At 63.4% G+C, this 11520-nt stretch carries 20 protein-coding genes and 1 pseudogene; 4 read left to right on the forward strand and 17 right to left on the reverse strand.

All coding sequences use genetic code 11. From position 1 onward, the window contains the following. Positions 1 to 116 precede the first annotated feature (116 nt). From VW23_RS20880 to VW23_RS20930, 11 genes are all read right to left on the reverse strand, one after another. Positions 117 to 296: a hypothetical protein gene (locus VW23_RS20880; protein ID WP_069911436.1), complete on the reverse strand. Its 180-nt coding sequence runs from the start codon at positions 294 to 296 to the stop codon at positions 117 to 119. Between the two features lie 46 nt (positions 297 to 342). Further along, entirely contained in the window at positions 343 to 1125 is a 783-nt protein-coding gene (locus VW23_RS20885) for a succinate dehydrogenase iron-sulfur subunit (protein WP_069911437.1), read from the reverse strand. A gap of 3 nt (positions 1126 to 1128) precedes the next feature. After that, the gene (locus tag VW23_RS20890) at positions 1129 to 1461 is read right to left on the reverse strand and encodes a hypothetical protein (protein WP_055875544.1); all 333 of its coding nucleotides are present in this window, start codon (positions 1459 to 1461) and stop codon (positions 1129 to 1131) included. Positions 1462 to 1481: 20 nt separating this feature from the next. Then, positions 1482 to 1769 carry a hypothetical protein gene (locus VW23_RS20895; protein ID WP_141728415.1) on the reverse strand — a complete coding sequence of 96 codons (288 nt, stop codon included), beginning with the start codon at positions 1767 to 1769 and terminating at the stop codon, positions 1482 to 1484. Between the two features lie 17 nt (positions 1770 to 1786). Further along, positions 1787 to 2215, reverse strand: a complete 429-nt coding sequence (locus VW23_RS20900) for a DUF3052 domain-containing protein (protein ID WP_244513687.1) — start codon at positions 2213 to 2215, stop codon at positions 1787 to 1789. Next, positions 2212 to 2772 carry a hypothetical protein gene (locus VW23_RS20905; protein ID WP_069911440.1) on the reverse strand — a complete coding sequence of 187 codons (561 nt, stop codon included), beginning with the start codon at positions 2770 to 2772 and terminating at the stop codon, positions 2212 to 2214. The genes VW23_RS20900 and VW23_RS20905 overlap by 4 nt, the downstream gene beginning before the upstream one ends. Beyond that, on the reverse strand, positions 2769 to 3218 hold the full coding sequence (locus VW23_RS20910; RefSeq protein ID WP_069911441.1) for a hypothetical protein: 450 nt from the start codon (positions 3216 to 3218) through the stop codon (positions 2769 to 2771). The genes VW23_RS20905 and VW23_RS20910 overlap by 4 nt, the downstream gene beginning before the upstream one ends. A 1-nt stretch (position 3219) precedes the next feature. After that, a complete protein-coding gene (gene sdhA / locus VW23_RS20915) occupies positions 3220 to 5028 on the reverse strand; it encodes a succinate dehydrogenase flavoprotein subunit (RefSeq protein ID WP_069911442.1) in 1809 nt (602 codons plus the stop codon). Positions 5029 to 5033: 5 nt separating this feature from the next. Then, complete coding sequence (sdhD, locus tag VW23_RS20920) at positions 5034 to 5429, reverse strand: succinate dehydrogenase, hydrophobic membrane anchor protein (RefSeq protein ID WP_069911443.1); 396 nt, start codon at positions 5427 to 5429, stop codon at positions 5034 to 5036. Further along, positions 5426 to 5812 (reverse strand): succinate dehydrogenase, cytochrome b556 subunit, encoded by a 387-nt coding sequence (gene sdhC / locus VW23_RS20925; RefSeq protein WP_069911444.1) that lies wholly within the window; start codon positions 5810 to 5812, stop codon positions 5426 to 5428. Before sdhC ends, sdhD begins: the two co-directional genes overlap by 4 nt. Before the next feature lie 145 nt (positions 5813 to 5957). Beyond that, positions 5958 to 6188 carry a hypothetical protein gene (locus VW23_RS20930; RefSeq protein WP_141728416.1) on the reverse strand — a complete coding sequence of 77 codons (231 nt, stop codon included), beginning with the start codon at positions 6186 to 6188 and terminating at the stop codon, positions 5958 to 5960. Between the two features lie 161 nt (positions 6189 to 6349). On the opposite strand from VW23_RS20930, the gene VW23_RS20935 reads away from it, so the two are divergent. Next, a complete protein-coding gene (locus tag VW23_RS20935) occupies positions 6350 to 6925 on the forward strand; it encodes an NUDIX domain-containing protein (RefSeq protein ID WP_425285226.1) in 576 nt (191 codons plus the stop codon). Between the two features lie 222 nt (positions 6926 to 7147). Beyond that, positions 7148 to 7447, forward strand: a complete 300-nt coding sequence (locus VW23_RS20940; protein WP_069911447.1) for a GIY-YIG nuclease family protein — start codon at positions 7148 to 7150, stop codon at positions 7445 to 7447. A 151-nt stretch (positions 7448 to 7598) separates the two neighbouring features. On the opposite strand, the gene VW23_RS20945 is transcribed toward VW23_RS20940, so the two are convergent. The 3 genes from VW23_RS20945 to VW23_RS20955 all read right to left on the reverse strand — a co-directional run bounded on the left by VW23_RS20945 (position 7599) and on the right by VW23_RS20955 (position 9061). Beyond that, positions 7599 to 7841, reverse strand: a complete 243-nt coding sequence (locus tag VW23_RS20945; protein ID WP_069911448.1) for a hypothetical protein — start codon at positions 7839 to 7841, stop codon at positions 7599 to 7601. Positions 7842 to 7949: 108 nt separating this feature from the next. Continuing rightward, positions 7950 to 8390, reverse strand: coding sequence for an SET domain-containing protein-lysine N-methyltransferase (locus VW23_RS20950; protein WP_069911449.1), 441 nt, complete (start codon positions 8388 to 8390; stop codon positions 7950 to 7952). After that, complete coding sequence (locus tag VW23_RS20955; RefSeq protein ID WP_069911450.1) at positions 8387 to 9061, reverse strand: alpha/beta hydrolase; 675 nt, start codon at positions 9059 to 9061, stop codon at positions 8387 to 8389. The genes VW23_RS20950 and VW23_RS20955 overlap by 4 nt, the downstream gene beginning before the upstream one ends. 67 nt (positions 9062 to 9128) lie before the next feature. Here VW23_RS20955 and VW23_RS20960 point away from each other — a divergent pair. Beyond that, a pseudogene (locus VW23_RS20960) lies at positions 9129 to 9551 on the forward strand (winged helix-turn-helix transcriptional regulator); the annotation flags it as partial. Between the two features lie 61 nt (positions 9552 to 9612). Here VW23_RS20960 and VW23_RS20965 read toward each other — a convergent pair. Beyond that, positions 9613 to 9822: a DUF1737 domain-containing protein gene (locus VW23_RS20965; RefSeq protein WP_055875506.1), complete on the reverse strand. Its 210-nt coding sequence runs from the start codon at positions 9820 to 9822 to the stop codon at positions 9613 to 9615. A 75-nt stretch (positions 9823 to 9897) separates the two neighbouring features. On the opposite strand from VW23_RS20965, the gene VW23_RS20970 reads away from it, so the two are divergent. Then, positions 9898 to 10536: a carbonic anhydrase gene (locus VW23_RS20970; protein ID WP_069911452.1), complete on the forward strand. Its 639-nt coding sequence runs from the start codon at positions 9898 to 9900 to the stop codon at positions 10534 to 10536. Between the two features lie 41 nt (positions 10537 to 10577). Here the strand turns inward: VW23_RS20970 and VW23_RS20975 are convergent, their stop codons facing one another. Together VW23_RS20975 and VW23_RS20980 are read right to left on the reverse strand one after the other, a co-directional pair. Continuing rightward, a complete protein-coding gene (locus VW23_RS20975; protein WP_069911453.1) occupies positions 10578 to 11030 on the reverse strand; it encodes a GNAT family N-acetyltransferase in 453 nt (150 codons plus the stop codon). Further along, positions 11027 to 11422: an EamA family transporter gene (locus tag VW23_RS20980; RefSeq protein WP_176730452.1), complete on the reverse strand. Its 396-nt coding sequence runs from the start codon at positions 11420 to 11422 to the stop codon at positions 11027 to 11029. The genes VW23_RS20975 and VW23_RS20980 overlap by 4 nt, the downstream gene beginning before the upstream one ends. Between the last annotated feature and the right edge of the window lie 98 nt (positions 11423 to 11520).

Below are 11520 nucleotides of genomic sequence, written 5' to 3' on the forward strand. Positions count from 1 at the left end.
GCCACCTTCTCCCACAAGGGGAGAAGGCCATCCAACTACTGTCAGTGCCCCATATGCGATAACCCTCCCCTTGTGGGAGGCTGGGAGGGGGGTGGCCCCACGCACCGGCCGACGGCCTACCGCCGCAGCATCTCCGCGACGAGCGCCTCGGCGAGGATCTTGCCATCCGCTGCCTCGTCCTCGGGCAACTCGATCGGAATCCCCTTCGGCCCATAGACGCCCGCGAGCCCCGGCAAGCCGTGCTCGCCGCCTTCCTTGGGATGAAACCCATGCGCCTTCAGCGCCGCGATCAGCACGCGGGCAACGGACGGGTCTTCCAGCTCGGCGACGATCTCGTACAGCTTATGCGAACTCCCGCGTGACCATCATCTGCTTGATCTCGGCGATTGCCTTGGCCGGGTTCAGCCCCTTGGGGCAGACCTTGGCGCAGTTCATGATGGTGTGGCAGCGATAGAGCTTGAACGGATCCTCGAGATTGTCGAGCCGCTCCTCGGTGGCCTCGTCACGGCTGTCGATCAGCCAGCGATAGGCCTGCAGCAGCACGGCCGGGCCGAGATACTTCTCGCCGTTCCACCAGTAGGACGGGCACGAGGTCGAGCAGCAGGCGCACAGGATGCATTCGTAGAGCCCGTCGAGCTTGGCCCGGTCGTCGCGGCTCTGCAGCCACTCCTTTTCCGGCGTCGGCGTCGTGGTCTTCAGCCACGGCTCGATCGAGCGGTGCTGGTCGTAGAAGGTGGTGAGATCCGGCACCAGGTCCTTGATGACAGGCATGTGCGGCAGCGGGTAGACGCTGATGTGACCGGCGAAATCGTCCATGCCCTTGGTGCAGGCCAGCGTATTGGCGCCCCCGATATTCATCGAGCACGAGCCGCAGATGCCCTCGCGGCACGAGCGACGCAGCGTCAGCGTCGGATCGACCTTGTTCTTGATCCACAGCAGCCCGTCCAGCACCATCGGCCCGCAATCGTCGAGATCGATGAAATAGGTGTCGAGCCGCGGGTTCTCCCCGCTGTCCGGATCATATCGGTACACCCGATACTCCTTGAGCCGCGTCGCCCCCTGGGGTTTCGGCCAGGTCTTGCCCGGCTGGATCCTGGAGTTCTTGGGAAGGACGAATTCAGCCATCTCTCAACCTACAACTTTACATGTCTTGAGCGCCGCGGCCGACGTGTTGGTCACCGCCATCACGTCATTGGCGCTCACATTGCCGATCACTGCGGGATCAAACAGTTTTCCGGGATCGGTCTGGGCATAAGTCGCGAGCTTCATCAGCTCCGGCTTCAGCTTGCTCGACAATTCCTTGGCATAGCACTGGCAGCTTTCCGCCGTGGCGCCCGGCACCTTCGAGCAGGCATCGGCCACCGCCTGCGCATCCGCCGACAGCCCGCCGCAGCCGGTAAGCCAGAGCGTCGCGAACGCGCCGGCAACAAGTCCGAGGGCTTTCATGGGAATGAGCGACACGGGCGGTACCTCTTTGTTGGTCAGTAGTTCGGCTTGCAGATCTGGTTCGATTTGGCGACGTAGGTGTTATACGCCGCATACTGGCCTTCCGGTGGCGATTTGCCCTTCATCGAGGCGATGACCATGGCCATGAATTCCTCGTCGATCAGCGTCATCGCCGCGTCCGCCTTGCACGAACAGAGCGCATCGTCCGAAGCGATGCCCATGCAGGTCTTGTAGAAATCTGCCTTCTGCGCCTCGGTCGGCGCAGCCTGCGCCACGCTCGACAGCATCCCCAGCGCCAAGAGCGCCACCAAAACCCGCTTCATCATTCGCCCCGTCTCTCTCACCGCAATTCTTTGCGGATCATCAGTTTCAAACCCGACCAGATTTCGCTGACCGCCGCCACCTTGATATCGACCAACCCGATCGGCAGCACCACCTCACGGATCACATCTTCGGTGATATCGGTCGGCACCTTTGAGGCCTTCTTCGGCCACGAAATCCAGATCACCCCATCACGAGTGATCGCCTCCAGCAGCGGCCGCGCATTGTCCTCGAGCACCCCGCGCGACGCGGTGAAGCCATGGACGAAATCCCAGCCCTTGCTGCCGCGCCACGCATCCCACTGCGCATCGCGTACCTCGGCAAAGGCTCGCGCCGACCTCAGCTCCGCCAGCTCAACCGGCAACGACAGAAACAGCACCCGCTGGCCGTCCTTGAGGCCGAGCTTTTTTGGCAGCGGAGTGCCGGAATAGCCAGCGGCGGCAGTCACGGGCCCACCGTCCGAGAAAAGCGCCTCTCCTCCAACCATGCGCCGCCGCATCCACCGAGCGTAAGAACATTCTCTCTGATGTCGACGGTGCAGGTTGCGTCTCTGTCTCCAAACAGCCACCCGTCCGGGAAGTCGTATTCGTCGTGAACGTGTATGGACCGTCCGTCGAACGTGTAAGGCCCACTCGATTCCAGCCCTTCGTCGATACCGACGGTTACGGAATTGACTGTTCCCTTGGCATCAAAGCAGAGCTCGGCGTAGGGCAGCATCCCAATGAGTTCTTTGCCTGTCTCCGGGTCCACACCCCAGGACAAGCCTTCCTCTCCGGACGGCAGCGTTATGCGTGTGGCATTGCCGACGTCCTCCTCATAGTCGCGCCAACAGCCGACCAGCGCCGTCGCAATTTCCTCCTCGGAAGCAGGTCGCACCTCAGCTTCCGCCACCGCCGACCCTGACTGCAGGCTTAGGGCGACCGCAAAGGAGAGGACCCGCTGCCAAGTTCCTGGACCGAGCTGCCGCGGCAGCGGCGTGCCGGAATAGCCAGACGCCGCGGTCAATCGCGCACCTGCAAGCCGTAGCTCGAGTCAGGGATCGCCGTGTCGGCATCCTCTCCAAGCCCCACGCAGTTCAGCAATCGCATGGCGCGGCCCGGGCTCATGAGGACATCGCAATCGAGGTCGTTGACGTCAAAGGTCCAACCGTCGGAAGGCCCGGGTCCACGTAGCTGGAGCTTTCCAGCCGAGACTTCATAGGTGCCGGCGTCCTCAATTCCCTCATCGCCGCCGACCCAACCGGTAGAAACTACGCCGTCAGCCTCGAAACAGGCCGTCACAGTGTAAGGGATGCCCCAACTGGGCGCCTTTCGTTCGGCAAAGGTGCTTTCACGTTGCCAACACCCCACAAGTGAACGGGCTATTTCCACCTCGGTGGCAGTGCGCACATCCATGGCAGCCGCACCGAATGAACTGGTCCCTAAAGCGGCAGTGACCAGAATCCACTTCACCTCAGTACACTCTCGCCTTCGGCGCGATCTTCTTCAGACTGATCCCGCCCTCGCTTTCCGGCGTCAGCGGGTCGACATGCACCGGCCGGTAGCCGAGGTCCACCTTGCCCGCATCATTGATCCAGCTCAGCGTGTGCTTCCGCCAGTTCACGTCATCGCGGTTGGGGAAATCCTCGTGCGCGTGGGCGCCGCGGCTCTCGTGCCGGGCTTCGGCCGAGACCACCGTGGTCGCGGCGCAGGCCATCAGGTTCTCGAGTTCCAGTGTTTCCACCAGGTCCGAGTTCCAGATCATCGAGCGGTCGGAAACCTTGAGATCGCTGAGCTCGCCATAGAGCGCGGTGATGCGTTCGACGCCCGACTTCAGCGATTCCGAGGTGCGGAACACCGCTGCATCCTCCTGCATGATGCGCTGCATCCGGTCACGCACTTCAGCGGTCGGCGACGAGCCATTGGCATGCCGCAACCGGTCGAAGCGCGAGAGGATGCGCTCATCTTCCGAGGCGCGGGCCGCCGGCACCATCGAACCCTTGTCGACCACTTTGGCCGCCCGGAGCGCCGCGGCCCGGCCGAACACCACGAGGTCGGTCAGCGAGTTCGAGCCCAGCCGGTTGGCGCCGTGCACCGAGGCGCAGGCTGCTTCGCCCGCCGCCATCAGCCCCGCCACCACGCGGTCCGGATCGCCTTCGGTCGGATTCAGCACCTCGCCGTGATAGTTCGCGGGGATGCCGCCCATATTGTAGTGCACCGTCGGCAGCACCGGGATCGGCTCGCGCGTCAGGTCGACGCCGGCGAAGATCTTTGCCGATTCCGTGATCCCCGGGAGCCGCTCATGCAGCACCTTCGGGTCGAGATGGTCGAGGTGAAGGAAGATGTGATCCTTCTTCGGCCCGACGCCGCGGCCCTCGCGGATCTCTATGGTCATGCAGCGGCTGACCACGTCGCGGCTCGCCAGATCCTTGGCGTTGGGCGCATAGCGCTCCATGAACCGCTCGCCCTCGGAATTGGTGAGGTAACCACCCTCACCGCGCGCGCCCTCAGTAATCAGCACGCCCGCGCCATAGACGCCGGTGGGGTGGAACTGCACGAACTCCATGTCCTGCAGCGGCAGTCCGGCCCGCGCCACCATGCCGTTGCCGTCGCCGGTGCAGGTATGCGCCGAAGTCGCCGAGAAATACGCCCGGCCGTAGCCGCCGGTCGCCAGCACCACCAGCTTGGCGCGGAACCGATGCAGCGTGCCGTCATCGAGCTTCCAGGCCATCACGCCCTGGCACGAGCCATCGGCGCCCATGATCAGGTCGAGCGCAAAATACTCGATGAAGAACTGCGCGTTGTTCCGGAGGCTCTGCCCATAGAGCGTATGGAGAATGGCATGCCCGGTGCGGTCGGCCGCGGCGCAGGTGCGCTGCACCGGCGGGCCGTCGCCGAATTCCGTCATGTGGCCGCCGAACGGCCGCTGGTAGATGGTGCCCTTCTCGGTGCGCGAGAACGGCACGCCATAGTGCTCGAGCTCGTAGATCGCCGCCGGCGCCTCGCGCGCCAGGTACTCCATGGCGTCGTTGTCGCCCAGCCAGTCCGACCCCTTGACGGTGTCGTACATGTGCCACTGCCAGCTGTCGGGGCCCATATTGCCCAGCGACGCCGCGATGCCGCCTTGCGCCGCCACGGTATGCGAGCGGGTCGGGAAGACTTTGGTGATGCAGGCGGTGTTGAGCCCCTGCTCGGCCATGCCCAGCGTCGCGCGCAACCCGGCGCCGCCAGCACCGACAATGACCACGTCGAATTCGTGGTCGATGATCTCGTAAGCGGCCATGCGGACTAACCCCAGAAGACGAGCTTGGCGATGGCGCCCAGTGCCACCACGAAGAAGAAACCGACGAACAGGTTGTTGGCGAGCATCGCCCAGCCATGTTCGCCCTTGTCGAAATAGTCCTCGACCGTGTCGCGCATGCCGTTGCGCATATGGATCGAGACATTGATCACCAAGAGCGCCAGCCCGATCGCGACGAACGGGTTGCGCGCCAGCTCGATCATCTCGGCCGGCGCGCGGCTCGCGAGGCTGACCACGAACCAGATGATGAAGATCGAAAAGACGATGTTGATCGCGCCGGTGATGCGCTGGGTGATGAAGTGCCGGGTCGAGGCCTTGGCCTTGCCGTAACGTGTCGCCGGGTTCTGGATCTGCGCCCGCGTGGGTTTGCCGAGAACGCTCATTTGAACCACACGAAGATTGCCCAGACGATCAGCGTCACGAGGATCGAGGCCCCGAGCTGGATCCGCACCGCCAGCTCGCGCCCGTTTGCATCCATCGCCTTGGCGGTATCCCAGACGAAGTGCCTTATGCCGCCGAACATGTGGTGGAACAGCACCCAGGTGTAGCCGAACAGCACGAGCTGCCCGAGCCACATGCCGAACAGCCAGGTGACGAAATCGAAGAAGCCGCCGCCGACCGCCGCCGCCACCAGCCACAGCACCAACAGCAGGGTGCCGCCATAGAGCGCAATGCCGGTCGCGCGGTGCACGATCGACATCGTCATGGTGAGCGTGAAGCGGTAGATCGAAAGATGCGGCGAAAGCGGCCGTGAAGAGGGAGCCATGCTAGTCTCGCGCCTCGCCCGCCGAGAAGGCCGGGCGCTCCAGTTTGGAATGGTTCGAGACTTCTAGCGGCGCTTTGCCCTGAGGTCAAAGGCTCTGCTTATGCGGAGCATTGCACTTTCGTCCCGCTATGCACTGAGTGCATCTCTAGCGGCGCGGGGAGCCGAGCACCTCGGGCGCGGCCCGCAGCGCCTCGAGTGTGAGCAACAGGCTCAGCACTCGCTCGCTGCTGGGTCCGGACGCCACCGGGGTGGCGGACGAAAGCGTGGTCGAAGCGATCAGCCTCTGGCTGTCTTCGGCCAGGACATCCCGCACCAGGTTGCCCTGCATCGCGAGAACCGCGAGTGCAATGACCGTTCCTGCTGCGAGTCTGCCCATCTCTTTCGTCCTTGTTGCGGGCGACCAGGCCTTTGGAACCCTGGTTTCCGCTGCTTGAGGAGACTTCTAGCTGCCTTCACTTGGCCCGGCGCTGAAGCCGCTATTCACAATCGGTTCAGCAACGCATGATCTTTGTGCCGGTTCCCGGAGGGAGAGATGACGTGAACGAAAAAGTACGGGTGCTCGGCGAACAAGTGCTGTCGAACAACTGGGGCCTGGTGAAGAAAACCACTATCGAGCTCAAACGCCGCAATGGCGAATGGCAGCGCCAGGAGCGCGAAACCTACGATCGCGGCGATGGCGCCGGCGTGCTGCTCTACAACCGCGCCCAGCGCACCGTCATCCTCACCCGCCAGTTCCGTTTCCCGGTTTTCGCCCACGGCGAGCCGGGCTGGCTCATTGAGGTCGTCGCCGGCAAACTCGACGGTGACCACCCGGTGACCACGGCGAAGAAGGAAGCCGAAGAAGAATCCGGCTATCGCGTGCACGACGTCGAACTGGTGATGAGCGCCTATATGAGCCCCGGCTCGGTCACCGAAAAGCTGTCGCTGTTCCTCGCCGAATACGACGCCGACTCGAAAGTCTCTGCCGGCGGCGGTCTCGAGGATGAAGGCGAAGACATCGAAGTGCTGGAACTCGGCATCGACGCCGCGCTCGACATGATCGCATCAGGCGAAATCGCCGACGCCAAAACCATCATGCTGCTGCAGCACGTGCGGCTTAAGCGGATTTTGTAGGGGAAACCTGGGGCCCATCCACCGGCGTCATTCCCGCGAAGGCGGGAACCTCTGTTTGCGGAGTTCTCAGCACGCTCAGAAAACAGAGGCCCCCGCTTTCGCGGGGGTGACATCGAGTGTGTGGCAAGCATGAGGTAGACGACCGGCTTCGCCGCCACGGCGTCTGCACGGTCTGCAAGAGATTCCGCTTTTGCGGGAATGACTCCGTGTTAGCCCTACCGCATGAGCACAAGCGGGCGATTTTTCGTCTACATCCTGGCTAGCCGCAAATACGGCACGCTCTACACTGGCGTGACCGGCGACCTTCCGGTGCGGATCTATATCCACCGCGAAGACCTGATCCCGGGCTTCTCATCCCGCTATCATGTGCACAAGCTCGTCTACTTCGAGCAGCACGACGACCCTTACAACGCCATCACGCGCGAAAAGCAGATCAAGAAGTGGCTGCGAGCGTGGAAGATCGAACTGATCGAGAAAGACAATCCCCATTGGGATGATCTGTATGATGGGTTGTTCGGGTAATCCGCAGTTGCCCACCTAGCATCACCTCACCCACCGGGTCATTCCCGCGAAAGCGGGAACCTCCGTTTGCGGAGTTATCAGCACGCTCGGAAAACAGAGGCCCCCGCTTCCGCGGGGGTGACACCGAGTATCTGGCAAGCAGGGAGCGTGATCAGTTCGCGACCACCTCAAACGGGTCCGCATCCACATCCAGCGTCGCATAGCCCTCGGGCAGCTTCACCGTGAATTCGGCGCCGGTTTCGCGCGGATCGAGCATCAGCATCGACAGGATCTGCGCCTTGGCCAGCGACGGCGCCGGCCTGACAGTCCCGTCCTGCGGCTGGCTGGCGAACACCGCGAGCGGCAGCGCCAGGGCGGCAAGTGCGGCGGCGGCAACAATCAGCTTGATCTGCATTTCGGGACCTCAAAACCTGGCGCATCCCAGCGCGTTTGTTATCCCCTTCTAGCCCCAGCCGTCCGAACCCGCCTTGAACCCACCGTTCATGTTCGGTTTAGCCCACCCCTACCGCTCCCCGCGCAACACCTTCGCCTCCGGGAGCACCAGATAGGCCTCCGGCACCGGCTGCGCGAGGTAATCCATGGTGAATTCCTCGCCCAGTTCCACCGCCCGGGCGCAGCGCATGTGCCGCCCGTCCGGGTCGATCACCACATTGGGGTCGGACGAATGGTTGATCAGCCCGTAGCTGGTCCTGAGCGGCCGGACCAGCAGCAGTTCCTGCGTCACCGCGTTCCACTCCAGCGTCTCGAGGACTTGCGGGAAGCGTTCCCACTCGACCAGTTGCCCATCGAGTTCGGCCAGGAGCTCCCCGGCCCTGCGAGCCCGGCTGCTGAACAGCCCGCGTCCGGCGATCCGGCTCGGCCCCACCACCGCGTCGGCGACGGTCGGCACGTACGCCCCGTCGCCGAGGAACGCCTCGGTAAAACTGTCGATATGGAGGTTCACCTCGCCGCCTCCTCGAGCAGTTCGCTCAGTTCCTCCGGCTTGTCGACCGGGACGTCGTGGCCACATTTGACCTCGCGCACCACCCACCCGGGCTGATTGCGGAACCCATCGGCGATGCCCTGGAAACCGTCCCAGCCGGTGGCAACGATATAGGTCTTCCTGGGCACCGCCTTGTAGGCCCCCGTGACCTTCAGCCGCTCGGTCAGCGTTGCAGTCGGCTGCGCCGACGCCTTGCTTTCCACCCAGGCGCGATCCGCCTCGTCGAGATAGTCGCCCGGCGAAGAGGGCGGCGACTCGGTGAGTTGCCCGCTCAGTTCCCAGCCCGGCGCGAAATCGGTAAACCCCTGTCCATCCTCGGGCACAAAGGCATCGAGGTAGACAATCGAGCACACTTTCTTTCCGAGCTGCTCCACCGCTCCGGTCGCGACGATCCCGCCATAGGAATGCGCCACCAGCACGATGTCCTCGAGGTCGTTCCACAGCACCTCGTTGACGATGTCGTCGATATGGGTGCTCAGCGTGATCGGCAGCTGGTTCAGATGCGAGCGCTCGGCCAGCCCGCTCAGCGTCGGTGCATGCACCTTGTGCCCCCGCGCCCGCAGCCGGTCGATCACCCGCACCCACGACCAGCTTCCCGTCCAGGCCCCATGCACGATCACGAACGTCGCCATCTCTTCCTCCAATGATTGCATTTTGCAAGCGATTGCGTTTTACAACCAATGATTGTATTTTGCAAGCATGGAAAACCCCGAGGCGTCTCCCCATCGTTCCGGCTGCCCGATCAACCTCGGCCTCGAGGTGTTCGGCGATAAATGGAGCCTGTTGATCGTTCGCGACATGATGTTTTCGGGAAAGCGGCATTTCCGCGAGTTCCTCGCCTCCGACGAGGGTATCTCCACCAACATCCTTGCCGATCGGCTGGTGAAGCTCGTCGAGGCCGGCGTGCTGACGCGCGCCGGCGACCCCGCCCACAAGCTGAAGGCGATCTATTCGCTGACCGAGATGGGGATCGAACTGTTGCCGATCGTTGCCGAGATCAGCCGCTGGAGCCGAAAATACCAGCCGGTCGATCCGCAGATGGCGGCGACCGGCGAGGCCCGCGATCGCGGCGGGCCGGGGGCGGTTGCCGCCCAGATGGAGGCCTTGCGGCGCATCCACCTGAACGGCGAGATCTAGGGCGCTTCCGACATTCCCACGCCGGAAGCGCGACAATCAAAAACGGCTAGACGTAGTCGACCAGTTTCTTGTCCGGGTCGTAGGGCTGGTCGCTGACCACTTTGGTCACCGCCTGTCCGCAGACCATCTTCTTGTTCATTGCGTCATACGCATAGCTGGCAGAACCGTGCAGCACCCAGCCATCGCTCAAAGCCTTCGTAACCTTATGGCAGAAGGCGGAATCGTCCTCCCCCGAGAGGAACCGGTAGATCAACATGCACTACTCCTTTTGCTCGCCCTCTTTGCCCCGGGCGATTGAAATTGCGTCCAGTTACCGCTAATCCGCTGCGGTATGGATGGGTTTCCAGCATTTTTGCTCGACGGCTACAAGTCGTTCATGTCCGACCGCTACGACCCCGAACAGGGCCGTTACCGGGAATTGGCTGATCAGGGGCAATCCCCCACCACCATGATCATCGCCTGCTGCGACAGCCGCGCGGCGCCTGAGACCATCTTTTCGGCCGGGCCGGGCGAGATGTTCGTTCTGCGTAACGTCGCCAATCTGGTGCCGACGTTCCAGCCCGATGGCGGCCAGCACGGCACTTCGGCGGCGATCGAATTCGCCGTCGCCGCGCTCGAGATTTCCAATATCGTGGTGATGGGTCATGGCCGCTGCGGCGGCATCAAGGCGGCGCTCGCACCCGACGCCGGCCCGCTGGCGCAGGGCGATTTCATCGGCAAGTGGATGGCGATGCTCGCCCCGGTCGCCGACGAAGTGTCGAAATACACGCTGCTGACCAACAAGGAGCGCCAGACCATGCTGGAGCGCTTCTCGATCCGCAACTCGATCAACAACCTCCGCACCTTCCCCTACGTGAAGCGCCTGGAGGACGAAGGCAAACTCGCCATCCACGGCGCCTGGTTCGATATCTCCACCGGTGAGCTGTGGGTGATGAACGACGAGGGTGACTTCTACCGGCCGGACGTGTGATCGCTTGAAGCTGGTGGAGGGCGGCCGCCGCGCAGCACTCCTCACCCGCTGCCGAATTCCCGCTCCCACCGGTACAGAATATCCGGTGCCTTCGCCTCGTTCGTGGCCCCATCGGTGAACTTCACCGCCTCGAACCCCATCCGCTCATAAAACGCCCGGCCGCGCAGGTTGTTGGCGAAGCACCAGAGCTGCAGGTCCTCGTTGCGCGATTGCGCATCGGCGATCAGCACCGAGCCGACGCCCGAGCGCAGCTGTGCCGCATCGATGTAGAGATGCTCGATCCAGCCTTCGAGCTCCGCCATGAAGCCGACGATCGCCCCGTCCCGCTCCGCCACCGTCACCCGGAAATCGCGCAGCACCTTGTCGCGGACATAGACCCGGTCCTCCTCGACGGTGTGGAGATCCGGCAGGAAGGTCAGCAGCCGCCGCGACGTCGCGAACAGCGCCGCAATATCAGCCGCATCTGCCTCCGTCGCCAGCCGGAGCGTGATCATGCCGGCTTCCGCCGCAGCAGGCGTGGCCCGAACACGTTGAGCAGCAACCCGGCAAACACCAGCACGCTGCCGATGATCTCCACTTCGGTGATTGCCTCGCCGAGAAACAGCGCGGCGCTGGCGATCCCCGCCACCGGCACGAACAGGGCGAACGGCGCCACCTGCCCAGTATTGTAACGGCTCAGCAGCCACGCCCAGGCGCCAAAGCCGAACAGCGTTGCGATATAGGCCATGAAGGCGATCGAGCCGATCCCCTTGAGCGTCAGCTGCGACAGCGCCAGCGGCATCGCCCCCGGCCCATCGAGCAGCAGCGAGACCAGCAGCAGCGGGATCGGTGGGATCCCGTCTCCTATACCCCTCTGCCGCCCTAGTGTGTAACAACAAACTTTCACATCTACCTTCCCCTTCCACCTCTGCCACCTTTCCGCACCTTCAATCCTGACACCTCTTACCCACTGCGTCTTACCTCACCTTCTCTCCTGTGTGGCGT

Source organism: Devosia insulae DS-56, from assembly GCF_000970465.2.
Classification (GTDB): domain Bacteria; phylum Pseudomonadota; class Alphaproteobacteria; order Rhizobiales; family Devosiaceae; genus Devosia_A; species Devosia_A insulae.

Coding starts and splice junctions, on each gene's coding strand:
- VW23_RS20940 (WP_069911447.1), top strand. CDS start 7,148: ATGAGCACAAGCGGGCGATTTTTCGTCTACATCCTGGCTAGCCGCAAA.
- VW23_RS20965 (WP_055875506.1), bottom strand. CDS start 9,822: ATGTTGATCTACCGGTTCCTCTCGGGGGAGGACGATTCCGCCTTCTGC.
- VW23_RS20930 (WP_141728416.1), bottom strand. CDS start 6,188: ATGGGCAGACTCGCAGCAGGAACGGTCATTGCACTCGCGGTTCTCGCG.
- VW23_RS20955 (WP_069911450.1), bottom strand. CDS start 9,061: ATGGCGACGTTCGTGATCGTGCATGGGGCCTGGACGGGAAGCTGGTCG.
- VW23_RS20970 (WP_069911452.1), top strand. CDS start 9,898: ATGGATGGGTTTCCAGCATTTTTGCTCGACGGCTACAAGTCGTTCATG.
- VW23_RS20945 (WP_069911448.1), bottom strand. CDS start 7,841: ATGCAGATCAAGCTGATTGTTGCCGCCGCCGCACTTGCCGCCCTGGCG.
- sdhD (WP_069911443.1), bottom strand. CDS start 5,429: ATGAGCGTTCTCGGCAAACCCACGCGGGCGCAGATCCAGAACCCGGCG.
- VW23_RS20975 (WP_069911453.1), bottom strand. CDS start 11,030: ATGATCACGCTCCGGCTGGCGACGGAGGCAGATGCGGCTGATATTGCG.
- VW23_RS20885 (WP_069911437.1), bottom strand. CDS start 1,125: ATGGCTGAATTCGTCCTTCCCAAGAACTCCAGGATCCAGCCGGGCAAG.
- sdhA (WP_069911442.1), bottom strand. CDS start 5,028: ATGGCCGCTTACGAGATCATCGACCACGAATTCGACGTGGTCATTGTC.
- VW23_RS20895 (WP_141728415.1), bottom strand. CDS start 1,769: ATGAAGCGGGTTTTGGTGGCGCTCTTGGCGCTGGGGATGCTGTCGAGC.
- sdhC (WP_069911444.1), bottom strand. CDS start 5,812: ATGGCTCCCTCTTCACGGCCGCTTTCGCCGCATCTTTCGATCTACCGC.